Below are 20,492 nucleotides of genomic sequence, written 5' to 3'. Positions count from 1 at the left end.
ATTATATCTGGGGGTTCGAGTTGTGCGATCGCACTTAGCGTTATTGGTCAAGATATCTGTAGGGGCGACCCGCCGTACAAAATCAACATAACCCATCCATCAATTTTATCGGGTCGCCCTGCATCAAGTATCAGTAATTATCTGACACGGCGTACATTGAGACCAGGGCGAGTCGAGACAAGTTAATCTTCACACCGCTATATTTGAACAGCGACTCGCCCCTACAACTTTTGCCATCCCTATCATCTCTATGACGAATTCAAAACCTGTAAAATCTATTTCACCATCGTAGGGGCGCACCGACGTGCGTCCGGCAAACCTGTCAAATTTATTTTCAGCTATGGTTAATCTGGGCGGGTTTTGTTGTTCATTTATCGGTGACTATCTAATTGAATCCCTAAACCCGCCCCTACAAATTGTCCCTAAACCCGCCCCTACAAATTGTCCCTAAACCCGCCTCTACAAATTGTCCCTAAACTCCAACGAATGCGTGATTATTATTTCCTCGCATTTTCTACTGAATCAAAATTACCGCCTCTTGTGCCTTTGCATTAAGCGCTTTTTTTAACTCTCGCCCCACTTTATTAATTAATTCATCAAATGCCTCCTGGTTCTCAATCAGTTGTTCGCGAAATACCTTCTCTAACTCCGGCTTCATTTGCTCACACGTCGAGTTAATCTTATTATCATTCAACAGAAATTGACGACTCCAACCCGGAATATCTAATTTTGTCTTAATCGCTTCCTGGGTTTTGCTGCGAGTGATTTCTACACCAGCCGCCAGTACCGAAATCCCATAAATGACTAAAAGGGGCCAAGCCAAATGCCCGGTTAAAATTAAGGCAATAATCCCGCCAACTGTTCCTCCACCAATCACGAGATTAACAATTAATAAAACCGTATCCGCCAAGATAGCATCGCCCACGGAGATTTCTGGGTTAACCACATCCGGATCAATCCCTTCCTCAAATCGTAAACTACTTCGGGGTATCTGATATCTTTGACAAATTGGGTCAGTTTCTACTGATAATTCGGGTTGAATTTTGCTGTTAAACCAGGTAATCGATTGATTTTTGACAATCTGTCGGGCAGATTCAGTTCCATTCTTTCCCAGAGAATCATTCTTAATCCACGCTTCCGCCTGCTGCTTCATCCGAGTTTCTAAGTCACCTAATGTCCGAATTTTATTCCTGCGCCAGTCTTGTAAACTGGGTTTAACTGCATTTTCAATTAACCCCTGAGATAGCGGTTTAATCAGCAGTTCAATTAACTCAGGAATATGTCGTTCAATAATCGATTTCAGTTTCTCAGAATCAAACCGTTGATCCACTTCTTTTTTAAACGCTTCCGCCCGTAAATCCCAGCGTCCGACTCGTGCTAACCCTAGGGCGATACACCGTTCTGGTTCAGGATCTGGGCGCACCTGGGTGGCGGGTTCGGGGAAAATTTCTTCGCAAATCTGACGGGTAAATTGCATCCGTGATGCACCCCCTGTCATTAATATAACTTTTGGAGTTATTCCTTGTTTCGCTAGAGTTTCTTTTGCCTCAATCACTGACTCTCGAAACGATTCCATCCAACTTTTCCCATCCAATTCTGTTAATGGTTGATTCAATATCTCCGTCATGACGGTTTTATTGACTTGGGGGATAAAATAAATCTGTTCGTTAATCGATTCAAAGCCACGGGCAAAGGATTGGGGATGGCTGTAGACTTGTTCATTAGAAAAATAATCTTCCTTAGCTTTCCGGCTAGCCAAGAGACAACGGGATTTATGATGGGGATATTCTTCAAACACCCATTTTAATAGGGCGGTATCTTCATAGTTTGCCACGGTGCGCTCAAAAATTGCTCGGTCAATCAGGAAAGCGCCTAGGGTATTACTGCCAAAATCCAGGGGAATTTCATGTAAACTCTTGACTAAGGTAAAATCGGTTGTGGACGAGCCAATATCAATAATCAGTACCGCAGATTTGAGCTTATCATAGTCCAGCTTCCCCGCTTCCTTTGCCTGCATAAATGCTGCCCGTGATTCGGGAACCACGCTGAGGCGGGGGATTCCAGCGGCTTTACAGAGGGTTTGATAATCCTGGCGATCGCGCTTTGACCAGCCAGAGGGACAACCGACGAAAAAATGACTCTTTTCTTCCCCCTCCAGTTGTTTGCTTTTTTGCAAAATATGGTAGTAGGTTTCTAGAAAATGACGAATAGTCTTGCGGTAATCTAGATCCGCATTCGGTTTTTGTTTAAAGGCAATATCCAGTTGAGTTACACCCACTTGAATTAAAGCTTGTTCCCCCACCAAATAACCTAGATCAGGATGCCAGCCTAAGGCGGTGATTTGCACTTTTTTATTATTCACCTCCAGCATTTCTGGGGGGTCAATGCTCTCCACTAGCGCTTTAGCAACGGCTGTTTCACCGTGTCCTAAATCAAATCCAATGGTCTCTAAAACGTGCATATTATCTGGAATAATAGGAGATAATGGGGACGTGTTTAGGGGTGAAATACTTTCGCTGTGTTCAGAGTTGGTCAAGGAAACTACATCAGTCATAATTGATTATTTATTAGCGTCTCGGTTCAATTACCCGTCCCCGCCGCAATAGGCGATCGCCTTTGACTAAAGCGGGCGCAATTGTAATATACTCTTTAGCATTGGGGTTGATACTTGGCTCGAAGTCAAAATACTCCCGATGACTTTTGACATCATCCGGGTGATAGAGTTGGGCTTCAATCCCCTGCTCAACCAAAATTTGGGGTATCAGTTTAGTCAGTTCTAGCGCCATCTGAGGCTTTTCTAGAAATGATGCGCCTATCAACCGTTGTAGCAGATTTAATAGTTCGGGTTGTTCCTCAATTGCATTCGCCTCGACGGTTTTCTTCCCATCTTGGGCTTGAGCAACGGCTAAATCAATCGTATTGAGCGCCTCAGCTATATTATCTAATAAGACTTGGCTATCGATTCGCAGGGTAAACTGAGAGACGGTTGATTCAAGTGTATCTGTAGGGTTTTCTGGAAAACCTTTATCCAGTTGGGAGACAACCTCTAACCCAACTAACAACGCCATCAGCAAAATATCTAACCACGCCCCTGGCGCATCGGAACTCAAATTGAACAGCGAATCTAAGATACCGATACAGAGAAGTCCCTGAAGAACTTTGAGAATCAGGCGTTTGGGAGATAATTGTCGCCCTGGTTTAGCCTCTGACTCCGATTCTGGGGGGGTAACCCGCATCGGGTTGGTGGGATTCGCCGCCGCTAGTGTCGCCACAGACTGGCGCAGTGCATCCAGGAAAAACGCCGCCAGACGCACTTGAGAGACACTCAGTCCCCCAATGTAACTGCTTTCCAGAGTATTGAGTTGGTTTTGCACCAGCATCACCACCTGTTCTGAATTGGTGGTTTTATCGATCGCGCCTTGCAGTTCCTGCCGTTGTTTGCTAAAAAGCGTTAGTAATGTGGTCATCGCCTATTGTGAGACTGTGGCACTGCTTCTAAGTGATAGCCTAAAGCAGTTCTTGGTTGTGTGGAATATATTCCTAAGCTTATCGCTGATGGTTCATCGTGCGTAAACCTCTGGCTGTGAAGCCATCCCAACAACATTGTAGAGACGTTGCATGCAACGTCTCTACTAAAGGTGATGAGCAAGAAGTGAATTGACTAACGCCGCCGTGACTGTTGTTTTTTGAACAAAGCGCCAAATCCCAAAGCCAACCCTGATCCCAGAATCGTCAGGGGTTCAGGGACTGCATCATAAGCGTGGTTATCGCTTTCAAAGGCGATAGTGTCATCATCACCCAGTTGAGTCAACACCACCTTATCAAACCATTGATCTGATCCCTCAGCCGAGAAATTGATATAAGGATTGTTAGATTCCTCTGTTTGATTATCACCCCCAACGCCAGGACCCACTCCCAAACTGACAAAATCATCAGGCGTAAACCGGGCTAAACGGGTATCACCTCGGAAGAATTCAATTTGATTACTCGCATCCATAGATCCCCAATGCATCCCCCAATAGCTGGATGGTTTGGGTAACTGAATCGAGACTTGCTCGATGTCTTCATCATCCTGAGAATTGGTCGGTAGTGATAAGTAAGCTGAGGTGTTTTCTTGTGTAGAACTGGAAAAGGGAACTGCCCCTTTTGTTTCTACAAGTTTACCCCCGTTGTTGATGACTAATGCGTCGTCTGGAGAGTAGGTTGCTCCTTTTTGATTAACTTCACCAACCTTGGTGAAGTCAAGCTTAGGCGCGTCATTGAAATCAATCACCACAGCACCGGGTCTACTGGTAGTCAGTCCCTCACTTCCGGCTGGGCTACCTTTAAGTTCACCGCCCGTAGTAATCGTAAAACCACTGAGAGAAATAACCCCTATCATAGCCGTTGCTGTAGCAGCCACGGTAGTAATGATTGATGCATCCTTATTCATTGTCATAGCGTTATCAAGCTCATCTAGTCTTTATAAAGAGAACTTTATTTGTTTCTCTAGGTAGATGTTAATTTAATGAAGCTTGCTTTTAGGTGAAGCTTCCGTGAAGATAGCAGAATTAATAGCAGGGTTTATATAAAGATTCGGTAAAAGGAGAATTACTGGGCGAAGTCGGAGTCGGAAGAAAACTCTGATGTTTATCAATCCGTTGCAGGAATCCACGCAAAATTATAGAGACGTACCATGGCACGTCTCTACACAGAAGTAAAGGTTATGAGATAAGGAGTGAATTAACTAACGCCGCCGTGACTGTTGTTTTTTGAAGATAGCGCCAAATCCTAAAGCCAAGCCAGAACCCAGAATGGTGAGAGGTTCGGGAACTGGACGATAAGCGTGGTTGTCGCTTTCAAAGGCAATACCAGAATTGTTACCTTCTTGAGTCAGTCGTACACCGTTAAACCATTCTCCTGAGTCTTCAGAAAAGAAATTCATGTAGGGGTTATTTGATTCGTTTTGCTGGTTTCCCCCACCTGGCGCAGGACCCACTCCTAAACCTGCAAAATCATCTGGTGTAAACTCTGCAAACGCTACATCATCCCGCAAAAATTCAATTTTGTTCGTAGAGTCCATAGAACCCCAGTGCATGCCCCAGTAGTTGGACAATTTGGGTAATGTAATGGTAACTACGCTAGTACCAACGCCTTGGTTAGAATTTGTCGGAAGTGAAAGGTAGGCTGAAGTGTTGTTGACTTGTCCAGCAGGTGGGGGACCGGAATAAGGAACAGCACCTGTCGTTGGAACAAGAGCGCCATTGTTATTGATGACTAAGGCATTTCCCGGAGAGTACATAGCGCCATTTTGAGCGACTTGATCGACTGTTGTAAACGGAGAGTCAACAGCATCATTAAAATCGATAACAATGGTATTAGGTACTTCGGTAGTAATACCCTCATTTGCCAGAGGACTTCCGATTGGCTGACCGCCCGCTGTAATTGAAAAAGCACTGGCGGGATTAACGCTTAACGTAGTAGCCGCTATTGCTCCTACTGCAGCCGCCATCGATAATTGTTGAGTAGACTTTATAAATCCTTGACTCATAATAAACTCCATTGAAGTAGATGTAAATTTGTCTCTCTAGATAGATATTAGTACGATAAAGCTTTAAGTCTATAAAGTTTTGGTAAAGATGTAGCCCGAAATCTCAGTATTTATATAAAGTTTTTATGAAGACTCGACAAACGCTCTCAAAACTTCACCACGAACCCCCAGCCCGAAAACGGCTCAAAACCTGGCAAATCAAGCGTTGCAGAGAATTAAACGTCAGGTAAAGTCACGCCTTCCTCAGTAATTGGCTTAGGTTATTACCGAGGGGTTGGGCAACTGGCGCGATTAGCACCCGCCAAATCCCCGACTTCTCAGGGAAATCGGGGATGCTGGTTCTTTGAACTTAATTAAGAGACAACTACAGAATCATTCCCCTTATCAGAATGGCGGACACGCCTCATAACCCAGAACCACCCCCCTCGCAGTACACCCGCCATCGTTTGCGGGGAAAGATTTGCCCAGACATTAATCCCCACACAGATACAAGCTAACCCTAACAAGATGAACGTGGGTGCCATCACCACCCCAATCATCAACCATGTCCAAACATGGAGAACCATCACCCCAGCCGGAAGACAGGCAAATGCAGCCGCTAACCGCACCTGACGTTGAGGGCGCTGGAGTCCCGTCAAAATCATCGTCTGTAATGTCAGCAGTAAGTTTAGGGGAACTAATCCCCCACAAATCGCCACACAATGGGCGCGGGAAAATTCAAGTAGGGACGTAATATCAAACATGGAAATATTGCAATAGGTACTTTTGCTAGTTTATCCTGCAAGTCTGAAGGATACCTGCCCACAAAGGCGGACTTATGTCAACCTATTACCAAGCTTTTACAATCCAACCGCTAAAACAATGGAATAAACCAAAGCACAGTTGTACAATATGACGGTTGTATTGGGCAATACAGGCATTGATCGAGCGCTATACCTTGCCTGAAATGGGCGAACTCTGGACGGATACCTATAAGTTCAAAACCTGGCTACAGGTGGAAATTGCGGTTTGTGAGGCAAAAGCGGAATTGGGTGAAATTCCGGCGGATGCGGTTGCGGAAATTAAGGCGAAGGCAAATTTTGATGTCGATCGCATCTTGGAAATTGAGGCGGAAGTCCGTCATGATATGATCGCATTCCTGACGAATGTGAATGAGTATGTGGGGGATGTGGGGCGCTACATCCACCTGGGATTAACCAGTTCTGATGTTTTAGATACGGCGTTGGCATTACAACTGGTTGCCAGTCTGAATCTAATTGTGGAATGCTTGGAGCAACTGATTCAAGCGATTCGCTATCAGGCGCAACAACATCGCTACACGGTGATGATTGGGCGATCGCACGGAATTCATGCGGAACCGATTACCTTTGGTTTCAAGCTAGCTGGGTGGTTGGCGGAAATTTTGCGACACCGCGATCGCTTGGTGAATTTGCGTCACCATATTGCTGTCGGTAAAATTTCGGGTGCAGTGGGAACCTACGCCAATACTGACCCCCGTGTGGAAGCGATCGCCTGTCAGAAACTGGGACTTGATCCAGATATGGCATCAACTCAAGTCATTTCGCGCGATCGTCATGGTGAATTTGTCCAGCAATTCGCCCTGTTAGGGGCGTCTCTGGAACGCTTTGCGGTAGAAATTCGCAACTTACAACGCACCGATGTCTTAGAAGTTGAAGAATTCTTTGCCAAAGGACAAAAAGGTTCTTCTGCCATGCCCCATAAGCGTAACCCGATTCGGTCTGAACGCCTAAGCGGGATGGCGCGGATTCTGCGGGGTCATGCGATCGCTGCATTGGAGAATATGGCACTATGGCACGAACGAGATATTTCTCACTCCTCTGTGGAACGAATTATCCTGCCCGACACTTGCATTTTGACCCACTTTATGCTTCATGAAATGACTCATTTAGTCAAACACCTATTGGTGTACCCAGAAAACATGAAGCGGAATCTGAATCGGTATGGCGGCGTAATCTTTAGTCAACGAGTCATGTTAACTCTCGTAGAAAAGGGAACCAGTCGAGAAGACGCCTACAGTATTGTCCAGTCTTGCGCTCATCAGGCATGGAATCAACCGGGGGGAAATTTCCGGGAACTCATCGCCCAAGATTCGCGGGTTCAAAATCAGCTAACACCGGATGAAATTGAGGACTGTTTTAATCCCCAACATCATTTTCGCCATCTCGACGAGATCTATCAACGTTTAGGTATTTAAGAAAGGGGATAGAGTATGTTAGTTCAGGAAACCTTAAAAACTTGGCAAGAACTCTTAGACATTGCCACACCTAAAGCATCAGTAAAATGGGAACTTAGACCCGGAAAAAGTCCTTCGACTGTATCCATTTCAACTCATCTTGACAAAATTACTCAAGGGCAGAAAGCCCCCGTCTTACTCTATCGAGATACCAATGCCTGGTGTCCTTTCTGTGAGCGAGTTTGGTTTGCTTTAGAAGAAAAAGAAATTCCCTTTAATGTTGAGTTAATCGACTTACGAAATAAGCCAAAGTGGTACACAGACATGGTGCCGACAGGGCTTGTCCCGGCGGTGAAAATTTTTGGGGAATTGGTTTATGAGTCAAAAAGTATCCTCTTAGCCTTAGAGGAAAAATTTTCAGCTTTGCCGTTATTACCTCAAGAACCAGCGGCAAAATCGATTGCCTTGGAGATGATAGAAGCCTGTGATACGGGAGAGTTTATCCAAGCGGGCTTCCAATTTCTCCGAGGAAAACCATTCACGTCTAATCCTCAAGACGAACCTGAAGTCGATTTAGACGTTTTACGGACACAATTTGAAACACAATTAGCTCAGGTTGAACAGGCTTTAGGTCAATATCCAGGTGCATATTTTCTGCCAGAGTTTAGCGTGGTGGATATTATGTATACACCAGCTTTAAAGCGTTTGGATGCAAATTTACCTCTATTTCGAGGGTATCAGTTGCAAGGAAATGAACGGTTCCCCAATCTACAGCGCTGGTTTAACGCCATCTATCAGCGTCCGGCGTATCAGAAGGTAAAACCGGATGATAAAACCAACAATTTAGTCATGCAAAAACTATTTGGTTTAAAACCGATTAGCCAGGGAAGCCAAACTGTCCCCCAAACTGAAACCACTCAGACAAATGAAGGACGATGGGAAGCCGCTGCTCGATTGAGTGATAACCACAAAATTATGAGCGCTGATATTCTAAAAAATTCGGGGATAACGGCGTGGACTAATCCAGAAGCTTCACCGATGCTGGAGGAGTATATTGACTTTTATCTCAAATTGGTTGCCAATTATCTGGTGAATGAAAATACGGCGTTACTCTTTAGTAAACCTGTTAATAAAAATGAAGGTGAGGGTGTCTCAATAGAAGCGATAGGAGCAATTACTCTGTCCTACTTGAGAAATCGTGTCTGTGTTCCCCGTGATATGAGTGCTGGTGCCGCAACGGCATTACGGAGTGCCATAGATACAATGTTGGCTTCTCTGTATTCCTTTACTTAATTCACCCAGATATGAATCAATCCTCCCTCTTGTACAAATGACGAATGACAAATGACGAATGACGAATGACGAATTAATATGCCTTCTCCATTTCCCGGCATGAATCCCTATTTAGAACATCCTGACTTTTGGGTGGAAGTTCACAATCGCTTGATTGTGGCGATTTCTGATGTTCTAGTTCCCCAAGTTCGTCCTAAGTACCGAGTCGCGATTGAAAAGCGCATTTATCAGATTAACCAAACTGATGGGGATAGTGGGCTTTTGCTGGGAATTCCTGATGTTACAGTCAACAGAAAACCCAATGATCCTGATAACCAAGAATCAACAGTCGCTGTTGCCCCACCTGCTGAACAACCGACGACGGTAACTGTACCCATACCCGAACAAATCAAACAAGCTTATCTAGAAGTGCGAGATTTAGTCACCGGGCAAGTCGTGACAGCGATTGAAATTATTTCCCCCGTCAACAAACGTACTGGGAAAGGACGAGAAACCTACCTTAACAAACGGCAGAAAATTTTTGGGAGTTTGACCCATTTAATTGAAATTGACTTACTGCGGCAATGGCAACCGATGCCACTCTTAAATAATACAATTCAGTCAGATTATCGAATTCTAATTAGTCGTCAAGAACGTCGTCCTCAAGCAGATTTATATGCTTTTAATTTACCGCAGCCAATTCCGGCGTTTCCGATACCTCTGCGTGCAGGCGATAGAGAACCTGTAGTGGATTTACAAGCATTGCTGCATCAGGTTTACGACCGAGCAGGTTATGATTACACCATTGATTATAGTCGAGAACTGATACCCTCATTGTCAGAAGCAGATACCCTTTGGGTCAATAATTTGTTGCAGGAACTCCAGTTACGATAGCTGCTTTCTTCTCCTTTTTAAAGACACGCAAAAAATAGAATAAATTGAGAATATGTCACCTTTAGTCCTCCTGTAGGGGCGACCCGTTTGCACCAATTAACAACTGTATCCACTCAATTTGATCGGGTCGCCCTTTATTCAAATCTGTCAATAATCCTGCTGAGGCAATCCAAGATTATCCATGGTACTTATTTAGTTTAAATCTCGCTGACTTTAGAGTTTGCAGTCAGTGATAGGATTTTTAGCGCTAAAGCGCAACTACGAACCCCGTTTTAATTACGTCATAATTTGCTGTGCCACTTTTTTAATTTCTAGGCTTAAAGGATGACTGGGATTGCGGAGGCAAAAAATGTCACCGCTAGCCAGTTCAATCATCTCTTCGGATAAGGGTAAAATTCCCGCAACTGTCGCTTGATAGGTTTGGGCTATATCTTGCTCTAATGCCTTAAAGTCAAGGGTTTCATAGGCTTTATTCACCATTAACAATAACTTAGGTACTTGCAACTTACGTGCCACATCAACGGTAACAGCCGTTCCTTGAAAGTCCTGGCGATCTGGACGGAGAATAATGAGCAATACGTCAGAGATGGTGATAGATAGTAGCGTTTCTTCATTCAAACCAGGGTGAGTATCAATGAAGAGATAGTCTAGCTTTAAGGCTTGAATTAAATCCTCAAACCCATCAATCAGCATATTCACATCGTACCCTTCTCGCAAAATCCGGGTAATCTCTCCCATGCGAATACTGGACGGAATTAAATAGATTTTGCTATTGATTTTGCGGTTTTCTCCGAGAATAGAACTGACATCATACGCCGCATCTTGAATTTGACAACGCCCCCATAAGTAATCATTTAGGGCATTTTTCATTTTGTTCTCATCGAAGCCGAAAAGAACGTGAATGCCAGGAGACTGGATATCAGTATCAACAATACCGACTCGATATCCAGCTTTAGCAACAGTCGCGGCTAGATTCGCTGTAGCATTTGATTTGCCCGTACCACCACGGAATGAGTGAATCGACACAATTTCCGACATTTTATACCTCTAGGATGTCGATTAGTTTTGACCCAACGCTAGGCTCAGGGAACCTGGTGTTTGTGTAGGGGCGGGTTTTACTACTATCATTTCTGATTAACCCAGATGTGACTAAACCCGCCCGAACCGATTTGTGTAGGGGCGGGTTTTACTACTAATCATTTCTGATTAACCCAGATGTGACTAAACCCGCCCGAACCGATTTGGGTAGGGGCGGGTTTTACTACTATCGTTTCTGATTAACCCAGATGTGACTAAACCCGCCCTGGCTAAGTTTTGAGTTGATCTATCTTAACTCGACTTGTTCACACTTTGCTGCGGTCAGTTAAAATTTCGTATCCATTGGCTGTCACCAATACGGTATGCTCAAACTGAGCGGATAGGGCATTATCGACGGTTACGGCAGTCCAACGATCCGATAAGATCCGGGTAAACTTGGAACCTGCATTAATAATCGGTTCAATTGCCAGAGTCATCCCTTCCCGTAACTTTACATTGGGCATTTGCCGAGTGCGGAAGTGAAACACAGAGGGTTCTTCGTGCAGGTTGCGTCCCACCCCATGACCGGTGAAATCTTCCACCACAAAAAAACTATTGGCGTTAACATGGTCTTCGATCGCCCCCGCAATGTCAAGCAGGTAGTTCCCCGCTTTTACCTGTTCGATTCCTTTATACAGTGCGGCTTCGGCGACTTCTAGTAACTTGGCGGCGTTGGGTTTAACATTACCCACGGCAATGGTAATACAGGAGTCGCCATGGAAGCCTTCATAGTACGCCCCCGTGTCAACTTTCAGCAAATCCCCCGCCCGAATCACCTTTTTGCGACTGGGAATTCCATGCACCACTTCGTTATTGAGACAGGAACAGATTGAAGCCGGGAAACCATGGTATCCTTTAAAACTCGGCGTTGCTCCCATTTCGCGGATGCGCTTTTCGGCATAAGCATCCAAATCTGCCGTCGTCATCCCCGGTTTAACCTGTTCGGAAATTTCTTTGAGAACGGTAGCGACTATTTTAGATGCCTGCCGCATAATAGTAAGTTCAGACTCGGATTTAATTTCGATGCCCCGACGTTGTTTTTTCGGACGAGACGGCTGGGCAGGTTTGGAAAGCAGGTTACTAAGAATATTCATGTAAACGATGAAACCGAGAATGGGTGAGCTTTATTTGGAGATCCCCTTGCCTCTTCCTACCTTGGCAGAAAGCCTGCTGACAAAAAAGGGACGTTCAGGCTTCAATTTCCCGATGTTGCCGATTCAATGACTTTCTGTAGCTTGGGCAAGGGTGATCCAGCGACAAAGTTTTATCTTATCATTGATTAGGCTAGCTCTGGCTTATTTGCTAGATATCGTGTTAATCAACCCTTTGAATTTGATAAACAGGCACGGCAATGCCGTATCCCTACGGGTTCGATTCCTTGGGTGATTGAAGTTGATGTCCCCGTTCCCAATTGTGGTGATAATCATGGTTCAATTCTTACAAAAATCAATAAGTTTCGCTGAATTTATCCAATGGAAGCCAGCCAATAAACGCTATGAACTGCATGATGGAGTCATTATTGAAATGCCACAGCCTACAGGTGAACATGAAGACGTTGTGGGATTTTTAGCCGAAAAGCTGACATTAGAATATGTCCGTCTCCAGCTTCCCTATTCTATTCCAAAAACGGCGCTAGTTAAATCAGCATCAAGTGAATCGGCTTATTCGCCAGATATTTTGTTGATCAATCGTTTGAAATTGAGCAACGAACCCTTGTGGAAAAAAGAGTCTACTTTAATTATGGCAGCTTCGATTCCTTTAGTTATTGAAGTGGTTAGCAGTAATTGGCGAGATGATTACTACAAAAAATATGGGGAGTACGAAGGAATAGGAATTTCTGAATACTGGATCGTTGATCATTTGGCTCTGGGCGGTCGTAAATTTATTGGTAATCCAAAACAGCCAACGGTTTCTATTTATGTTTTAGTGGATGGAGAATACCAAGTCAGCCAATTTCGAGGGAATGACTGTATCCAGTCAGTTGCTTTCCCTAACTTACAGTTAACCGCTGAAGAAATATTTCAGTCGGTTAGTTGTTAGTTCAAGTCGGTTAGGTAGAGCGTAAGCGTTACCCAACATAAGCTGTTCGGTATTTAAACCTTAATATTAATAATGGCGCAATCCTTGCCGTAGTGCGTTTAGCGAAGCCATGCCGCAGGCTTTGCATCTTGCTCGCTGCATTGAACATCTTGCTCGCTACCAATATCCAATTTAAATGCATGACAGCTTACAGCTTACAGCTTACAACCCCACCTGTAGGGGTACGGCACTGCCGTACCCTTACTCACCCTGACAAAGCTAAAATTGTGGAATAGATTTTACTGTTAGAATGGGCGCACACCGTGCGCCCCTACACACAGACGCGCCAGTGCCATTCTCTCTAATATGCCGTTCAGTGAAAATCAGGTTACCATAACCCTATTACAACCCAGCTAAGTTTAACTACATTTTTTTCAATCAAAAAACTCCGATAAAACAGGACAGATAACCATGACCTCCGTTCAATCTACCCCCCCTAAATACAACGGCTTATACTGTCAATCTCCAGAGGGAAACTCTCTGGTTTTTCCCCTCAAGCATACCGAGGTTGAGGCGAAAATTGCCGGAAACCTGTCACGAGTTGAGGTAACGCAGCGATTTGAGAATCCCTTTACCCAACCGCTAGAAGCTATCTATGTCTTCCCCTTACCCGATGAAGCCGCCGTGGATGACATGGAAATTAAAATTGGCGATCGCATAATTAAAGGAACCATTAAAAAGCGGGAAGAAGCCCAACAGATTTACGAACAAGCTAAACAAGAAGGGCGCACCGCCGGATTACTGGAACAAGAACGCGCTAATATCTTTACTCAATCCCTGGCTAATATCAAACCGGGTGAAGAAATTGATGTCACGATTCGCTACACCGATAGCTTGAACTTTGAACAAGGGGACTATGAATTCGTTTTTCCCATGGTGGTGGGACTTCGATATATTCCGGGTGCAACCATTGATGAAAGTGGCGATACCGATGAAGTCCCCGATGCTTCCCGAATCACACCCCCCATCGTACCCGAAGGATTGCGATCGGCACACGATATCGGCGTTACAGTAGAAATTGATGCAGGTGTACCCATTCACAATGTCCATTCCCCTTCTCATCAGTTGCAGATAGAAACTCAAGGAGAAATTGTCCGGGTACAACTGGGTGGTGATGACACAATTCCAAATAAAGACTTAATCCTGAGATATCAAGTTGCTGGAGACAATACCCAAGCCACCGTCTTAACCCAATCTGATCAACGGGGCGGACATTTTGCCCTTTATTTTATTCCCGCCTTAGACTATCGCCCTGATCAGATTTTTCCCAAAGATGTGGTGTTTCTCATGGACACCTCTGGTTCTCAAAAAGGCGCACCCTTGCACAAATGTCAAGAACTGATGCGGCGCTTTATTCAGGGGTTAAATCCTGACGATACATTCACGATTCTTGACTTTTCTAATACCGTCCGCCATCTCTCCCAAACCCCCCTGGCTAATACACCAGAAAATCGGGAATTAGCGATCAATTATATCAATCAATTACACGCCAGTGGTGCCACTGAAATGCTCAGTGGAATTCGGGCGGCGATTAATGTTCCTGCACCAGAGGGGCGATTGCAGAGTGTGGTTTTACTCAGTGATGGATATATTGGTAATGAGAATCGCATTTTAGCCGAAGTTCAGCAGGAACTTAAACCCGGAAATCGCTTATATAGTTTTGGGGCGGGTAGTTCCGTTAACCGCTTTTTACTCAATCGTATCGCTGAAATCGGACGCGGAATTTGCCGGACTATTCGTCACGATGAACCGACGGAAAAAGTGGTTGAAAAGTTTTTCCGCTCAATTAATAGTCCCGTGTTAACCACCATTGAACTAACCTGGAACGGAAGCGGAGAAACCCCAGAAATTTACCCCGCCATCGCCCCCGATTTATTTGCCCAGCAGCCTTTAGTGATATTTGGACGAAAGCGCGATCGCATGGCGGGTGACTTACAAATTCATGGGACTACCGTCGAGGGTGAACGCTATCAAAAAACATTTCACCTCAATTTTAGTGAAACCGGAAATCCAGCCATTGCTCAATTATGGGGACGGGCGCGGATTAAAGACTTGATGAATCAAATGGTGACTTATGAAACTAAATCGGGAGTTGAGGCAGTAACCGATACGGCATTAACCTATCAGTTATTGTGTCAATATACCGCATTTGTTGCCGTTAGTGATGATGTGCGCGTAGAACCCGGAAGCCAATCGGTTTCCATGAATGTTCCCGTGGAAATGGCAGAAGATGTTAGTTATCGAGGCGTTTTCGGTGCAGCAGCACCTCGTTCAATGTCACTTCAATCAAAACGACAAGCCTATTCCGCCAGTGAGACAGGTATGTCCCTTGAAAGTCTCTCTCTTTCCAATGAAGCACCCTCAGTATTTAGTGGCATGTATTCGATGAAAGCAGATGAGGCAAAAAAACCACCTCTACCGACTTCTTCCCCCAAAGGAATGGTTAATCAAGGTATCGATGCCGTTCGGAAAAAGTTAGGTAAAAAGCCTTCGTCTCCAGCCGCCAATAATACCAAGTTAGAAGTAGTAAGTGTCACGGGATTAGAGCCAAGTAACACCCTTTCATTGACCCAATATTTGCAACATAAGAATTTACCCTCTAATTTGAGTGGTGAAATCGTCTTCGAGTTTACGCTAAGTAAAGGGCGCGTCGGGCGGATTATGTTAGATGAGGATGCTTCAACCTTGAAAACAGCAAATGTGATTGAGTTAATTAAGCGACATTTGCTCAAGTGGCGTCCTTCTCAATCGGTTAATAGCACCGTAGTGTTAAGATTGCGAATTCAGTCCTAGGATTTAGCTGAATAGACCAGCCAACTGTAGGGGCGCACAGACGTGCGCCCACACATCAGTATCTGCCAAGAACTCAAGTTCTTGGCTTATAGCTCAAGTCCATTAAAATGGACTAAAACTCAGATATTATTCCAACTGTAAAAACTTCTCCAACGCCATCACCATCGCGGGGGGCCAACGGCGGATATTTTCCACCCAATCGATGTCTTTATAGCGCTGATCTAACCCAATAGCAGCAACCCAGTTACTCTCGGCTTCTCCTTGATTCCCATTCACCCATAAGGCGGCGGTGAGTGCAGCCCGGACATCGGGAAATTGGGGATATTTGCGGATTAGCTTGCGGAGTTCCAGGATTGCCTCTTTTTTCTTGCCAATTTGATAAAGGGCGAGGGCGTGGTTTGCCCGGGCAAAGGCAAAATCCGGGGATAAATCGACGGCTTTCTGGTAATTCGCGATCGCTTCTTCCCATTCTCCCTTTCCGGCGTTAGCGTTTCCTAGGTTGTTGTACGCCATCGCGTCATCGGGGTTAATCTGCAATACCTGCTGATAATCTGCGATCGCAGCTTCCCATTCTCCCTTTCCTTCATAAGCTGTCCCCCGGTTCAAATAAGGATCAGGGGCGTCGGGCGCTAACTGAATCGATTGATTAAAATCTGCGATCGCTTCGTCTAATTTATTCTGACTGACTCTGGCATTTCCCCGATTACTCCAGCCTACGGGATTATTGGGTAACAGTTCAATCAGTTGTGTCCAATACGCTTCAGCCGTGGCAAACTCACCCAGTTGTGTCGCCGTAAACGCTTTTTGCCGCAATTCGTTGAGCCGCTCAATCTGAGCCTGGGTTAAATCAGGGATTTGGGCTTGTGCCATCACTGATGGCGTTATCCACAATCCAGAGCATACCAGCACTAGCACGATACCGCATAAACTGACAATCCAACGTTTCATGAGAATGTTAAAATCACAGAGGCTATTGATCACTGTACAAGCAATCGGCTTCCACAGCTTCCAGACGCGCCATGGCGCGTCTCTACATGCTCCCCCAGCTCCCCCAGCTCCCCCAGCTTCCCCAAACTCCTTTTCACTCTATCTTTACGGATTTCTCACGCACTCTTCACACACAGGCTACTGAAACCAGTCGTCGCCTCTGTAAAAAGGAACATACCCAAATAAATTGATAGTCTTTCTCAACAAACTTTGATTAGCTTAAGACTATTTCCCTGAGGGAGATTGGGTAAATTGAATTGAGAAAATGCGAATGAGTTATCAAGAAATCCGCTGGTGGACAATCGCTGTTTTAGAGATTGCGATACTGGTGAGTTCGCCGTTCTTAATCCGTATATTTTATCACTTGCCGTAATCTAGAATAACAATACCCCATTGAAGTTCAGCGTTGAAACTACTGTGTGGACATGCCAAACCACTCTTGGTACAACCCTTGGTATGTCCCATCTTCCATCAACTTTAATAATGTCAAATTAATTTTTTCCCGCCAGAGGCTCCCTTCGGGTAGCGCAATCCCATAATTTTGTTGTTGAAATGTCGGCTCAATCAACTTAACCATGCCTTGCCCTTCAGATGTCGCATAATTCTGTAGGGCAGGTGCATCATAAACCACAGCATCCACTCGTTCATCCTCTAGAGCTTGATAAGCCTCTGGCAGGGTTTTAAACAAAATAGATGCCACTCGATTATCCTGTAGATACTCTTGAGCCGCACTTTTTTCCACTGTAGCCACTCGCACATGATGCAAATCCGCAGGCGTTGCGATCGCGCCGCGCAATCCTTGCAATGTGAAGCTAGTGGTAATACTGGCGGTGAAGTAGGCAAAGATAAAATAGCCTGCACACATCCAAAATAAAGCAAATAACCGTCCTAATGCCTTTTTGGGGGTTTTATCTCCATAACCCACGGTTGTCACTGTTACCGCCGCCCACCAGAAGGATTCCCAGATACCGGGTAGGTAAGATTTGGGAAACTCCTCGTTATGCTGGCGTTCCACGAACCAAATCAGATGAGCCGCGATCAATAAACAGAGGACAAAAAATCCTATTGCATAATAAAGGGCTGGTGTCAATAAAATGCTCAAAGTTCCTTGGAAAAGAGTACCGAGGAGGCTACGGTTCTGAGCAGACACCATAATTTGCAACCCGGATTCAAAATAGGGGTAGGAAAAATCAATGGTTTCTTCCCGTTCAGACGTAATCGTCACACCCGCGATCGCGACATCAGCCATCTCCTGTTCTATTTCCTCTAAGAGTTGACCAATGGTATCCACGCCCTGCAATTGGTAGCTTACCCCCATTTTTTCGGCAAGCTTGTCCCACAGTTCGATACTAAATCCGCTATAGTTGCCATTGTCATAGATTACAAATGGCTCAAAAACCTTCGTAATCACCCGTAAGGTTGAGGATAAGGACGTGTCGTTTAACGGTGGAGTCGGATCACTATTATTTCGCGATCGCTCTCTTGTGGAGTTTGCCAAAGACACAACAGCGCCCCTATCCCCGTTGGCTAGTACTATCCTCACCGTTCCTGATGGATGCGGTTGACTCGTGCTAGGAAACGAAAAGACTAGCCAAACAATTAGCGCCGTGAGACAACTCAAAACCCAGTAACCAACGGTTTTAATATTCACTCATGTAGTCAGACAACATTAAAGTTGGCGGTTGAGATTGGGGAACAGGTAAGTTAAGCAACAAGACAACGAATTTTAGATTTTAGCATTTTGAATTTACTAAAATCTAAAATCTTTGTTCAACAGAGCCATTAGCTTACCAGCTTTATCCCTCTTACATTAGCGTCCATTAAATAGACTTTACTCAACTTTGCCCCCCTCAAATCAGCACCTCTGAGGTTAACTCGGCTCAATTTGACCCCCCTCAAATCAGTCCCTCTTAAATCAGCATCCGTTAAATCAGCACCCTTAAGGTCTGCATTTCTCAAATCTGCGCCCCTGAGGTCAGCACCGATTAAATCAGCCGCTAGCAATTCAGCACCCCTGAGTTGGGCGCGGGTCAATTTCGTGTAGCTGAGGTTGGCTAAGCAGAGGTCAGCACCATTGAGATTCGCACCCCGTAGGTCTGCTTCACTTAAATCAGCGCCACTCAGGTCAGTCCTTTCGAGGATAGCACCCCGAAGGTTAGCACCCGTTAGATCCTTGCCACTGAGGTCTTTTCCACTAAGATTAATATTCACAGGCGTTTCCATTGTTTTGTTATACAGTCTTGTCTTTAATTGTTATTCATCCCTAGGGATATATTTCATCAGCCATTTGTCGCAAATGGCTTCAGTAAAATTGCTGAATATTTTGAATCTAGGGGAATTGAGTGGCTAAAGAGGAGAGATTTTTTATTAATGAAATCTTAAGGATAAGTAAACCCGCTTAAGCGCCAAACTCAGCTCTTGCACTCCTTCTAAGAGTTTAGACGGATTAATAATTTTTTCTAATCACATCAATAAGGAGAGAGTTGGCAGCTTAACGGTAATCGTCACTCTGATGGTTGATCGCTAATTGATACATCTTTGATTTTACGGGACTCCAACCACATTGAAACGCCTATCCAAGCAATCACCAACAGCAGTGCCGCGATGCCAAATTTCGCCATCCAAGAGACTAAAGTTTCTAGGGGAATAATCCGTCCCACAAAGAAGGATAAACTGACCATAACGGATGCCCACACAGCAGCCCCCGCTAGGTTACACAAGAAAAATTGAGAGTAGGGCATTTCTGCAATTCCTGCCATCGGTCCAGCAAAGATGCGTAGGAGTGCCACAAATCGCCCAAAAAACACCGCTCTAGCAGCATTTTCACTAAACTGCCGTTTGACTTCTACAAGTTGGGGTTCTGGAATGCGAAAGAACTGTCCTAATCGCAATAAGAATGACCAACCGCCTATTTTGCCAATCCAATATCCACAATTATCACCCAGGACAGCTCCAGTAATGGCACTTGCCAGCACAAACCAATAATTGAGTTCACCACTTCCGGCTAAGAAACCACCTACCAGAGTAATGGTTTCGCCAGGGAGGGGAACTCCAGTATTTTCCAAAGCAATGCCAGAGAAAATAACCCAATAGCCGTACTGATGTGCCAGTTCCTGGATTGTCTCCAGTGATAAAAGCTCAAAAGACATCCAGTAAACCCTTTACAAAAATTTATCACCTATCACATTTTCACGTATTTCGGCAAATTGTGTCAACTCGAACAGGACTTACGCCCTAAAGTTATCGGTTGAGACAAGGTAGGGGATGAGGTGTAGTGGCATGATACAGTAGGGGCGCAAAGCCTTGCGCCCATTGATTTAACCGTAAAATTGATTCCACTATGTTAAAAGCGAAGTTGTTTTGATCCAACTGCTTAAGTTGGCACCAACTCACCTGGACGCAGTTTTGCCCATTTGCCCATTTCTTCCTTAAAGCTGTTACATCCCACGACATCCCATTCCATCTCGACAAAATCCGCTTGAGGACGGATGTTGACATTGATGGTTGGTTCAATCGGCTCAAAATCTGGCGTTTCCGTCAGATGGGGTTGCTGATGCTGGGTTTCCACCGCATTATAGGTGATGCATCGGTCTACATAGTGGCAGTTAACGCAAATACACATTGCCCAAACTCCAAGTCCTTTTTGTTAGCCTAACTTAGACAAGC

General features: G+C 44.9%; 17 protein-coding genes. 5 read left to right on the top strand and 12 right to left on the bottom strand.

Features of this window, described 5'->3' with window-relative positions; translation table 11 throughout:
* Positions 1–514 precede the first annotated feature (514 nt).
* The 5 genes from RID53_RS11745 to RID53_RS11725 form a co-directional block, all read right to left on the bottom strand.
* The gene (locus tag RID53_RS11745; RefSeq protein WP_446388318.1) at positions 515–2,461 is read right to left on the bottom strand and encodes an Hsp70 family protein; all 1,947 of its coding nucleotides are present in this window, start codon (positions 2,459–2,461) and stop codon (positions 515–517) included.
* 106 nt (positions 2,462–2,567) lie between these two features.
* Entirely contained in the window at positions 2,568–3,467 is a 900-nt protein-coding gene (locus tag RID53_RS11740) for a hypothetical protein (RefSeq protein WP_446388275.1), read from the bottom strand.
* A 194-nt stretch (positions 3,468–3,661) separates the two neighbouring features.
* Positions 3,662–4,438 (bottom strand): PEP-CTERM sorting domain-containing protein, encoded by a 777-nt coding sequence (locus RID53_RS11735; protein ID WP_446388274.1) that lies wholly within the window; start codon positions 4,436–4,438, stop codon positions 3,662–3,664.
* A 288-nt stretch (positions 4,439–4,726) separates the two neighbouring features.
* Positions 4,727–5,530 (bottom strand): PEP-CTERM sorting domain-containing protein, encoded by an 804-nt coding sequence (locus RID53_RS11730; protein WP_446388273.1) that lies wholly within the window; start codon positions 5,528–5,530, stop codon positions 4,727–4,729.
* Between the two features lie 353 nt (positions 5,531–5,883).
* Positions 5,884–6,273, bottom strand: a complete 390-nt coding sequence (locus RID53_RS11725) for a hypothetical protein (protein ID WP_446388272.1) — start codon at positions 6,271–6,273, stop codon at positions 5,884–5,886.
* Positions 6,274–6,449: 176 nt separating this feature from the next.
* Between RID53_RS11725 and purB the strand changes: the two genes are divergently transcribed.
* From purB to RID53_RS11710, 3 genes are all read left to right on the top strand, one after another.
* A complete protein-coding gene (purB, locus tag RID53_RS11720) occupies positions 6,450–7,745 on the top strand; it encodes an adenylosuccinate lyase (RefSeq protein ID WP_446388317.1) in 1,296 nt (431 codons plus the stop codon).
* A 15-nt stretch (positions 7,746–7,760) separates the two neighbouring features.
* Complete coding sequence (locus RID53_RS11715; RefSeq protein WP_446388271.1) at positions 7,761–9,017, top strand: glutathione S-transferase family protein; 1,257 nt, start codon at positions 7,761–7,763, stop codon at positions 9,015–9,017.
* Positions 9,018–9,095: 78 nt separating this feature from the next.
* On the top strand, positions 9,096–9,890 hold the full coding sequence (locus tag RID53_RS11710) for a DUF4058 family protein (RefSeq protein ID WP_446388270.1): 795 nt from the start codon (positions 9,096–9,098) through the stop codon (positions 9,888–9,890).
* A 276-nt stretch (positions 9,891–10,166) separates the two neighbouring features.
* Here the strand turns inward: RID53_RS11710 and RID53_RS11705 are convergent, their stop codons facing one another.
* Positions 10,167–10,928, bottom strand: a complete 762-nt coding sequence (locus RID53_RS11705) for a MinD/ParA family ATP-binding protein (protein ID WP_446388269.1) — start codon at positions 10,926–10,928, stop codon at positions 10,167–10,169.
* Between the two features lie 305 nt (positions 10,929–11,233).
* Positions 11,234–12,061, bottom strand: a complete 828-nt coding sequence (gene map / locus RID53_RS11700; protein WP_446388268.1) for a type I methionyl aminopeptidase — start codon at positions 12,059–12,061, stop codon at positions 11,234–11,236.
* A 331-nt stretch (positions 12,062–12,392) separates the two neighbouring features.
* Here map and RID53_RS11695 point away from each other — a divergent pair, with 331 nt between their 5' ends.
* Together RID53_RS11695 and RID53_RS11690 are read left to right on the top strand one after the other, a co-directional pair.
* Positions 12,393–13,007, top strand: coding sequence for a Uma2 family endonuclease (locus tag RID53_RS11695; protein ID WP_446388267.1), 615 nt, complete (start codon positions 12,393–12,395; stop codon positions 13,005–13,007).
* 450 nt (positions 13,008–13,457) lie between these two features.
* On the top strand, positions 13,458–15,839 hold the full coding sequence (locus RID53_RS11690) for a VIT domain-containing protein (RefSeq protein ID WP_446388266.1): 2,382 nt from the start codon (positions 13,458–13,460) through the stop codon (positions 15,837–15,839).
* 126 nt (positions 15,840–15,965) lie between these two features.
* Here RID53_RS11690 and RID53_RS11685 read toward each other — a convergent pair whose 3' ends face one another.
* The 5 genes from RID53_RS11685 to RID53_RS11665 form a co-directional block, all read right to left on the bottom strand.
* Positions 15,966–16,787 carry a tetratricopeptide repeat protein gene (locus RID53_RS11685; protein ID WP_446388265.1) on the bottom strand — a complete coding sequence of 274 codons (822 nt, stop codon included), beginning with the start codon at positions 16,785–16,787 and terminating at the stop codon, positions 15,966–15,968.
* Between the two features lie 451 nt (positions 16,788–17,238).
* Positions 17,239–18,477, bottom strand: a complete 1,239-nt coding sequence (locus tag RID53_RS11680; RefSeq protein ID WP_446388264.1) for a transporter substrate-binding domain-containing protein — start codon at positions 18,475–18,477, stop codon at positions 17,239–17,241.
* A 131-nt stretch (positions 18,478–18,608) separates the two neighbouring features.
* Entirely contained in the window at positions 18,609–19,049 is a 441-nt protein-coding gene (locus tag RID53_RS11675; protein ID WP_446388263.1) for a pentapeptide repeat-containing protein, read from the bottom strand.
* Positions 19,050–19,330: 281 nt separating this feature from the next.
* Positions 19,331–19,975 (bottom strand): DedA family protein, encoded by a 645-nt coding sequence (locus RID53_RS11670; RefSeq protein ID WP_446388262.1) that lies wholly within the window; start codon positions 19,973–19,975, stop codon positions 19,331–19,333.
* A gap of 224 nt (positions 19,976–20,199) precedes the next feature.
* Entirely contained in the window at positions 20,200–20,448 is a 249-nt protein-coding gene (locus RID53_RS11665; protein WP_446388261.1) for a Ycf34 family protein, read from the bottom strand.
* Positions 20,449–20,492 lie beyond the last annotated feature (44 nt).

It is taken from the genome of Coleofasciculus sp. B1-GNL1-01 (assembly GCF_040220235.1).
Lineage (GTDB): Bacteria > Cyanobacteriota > Cyanobacteriia > Cyanobacteriales > Coleofasciculaceae > Coleofasciculus.
Note: the sequence above shows the minus strand (reverse complement) of the source record. Positions and strands in the feature narration are given on the sequence as shown.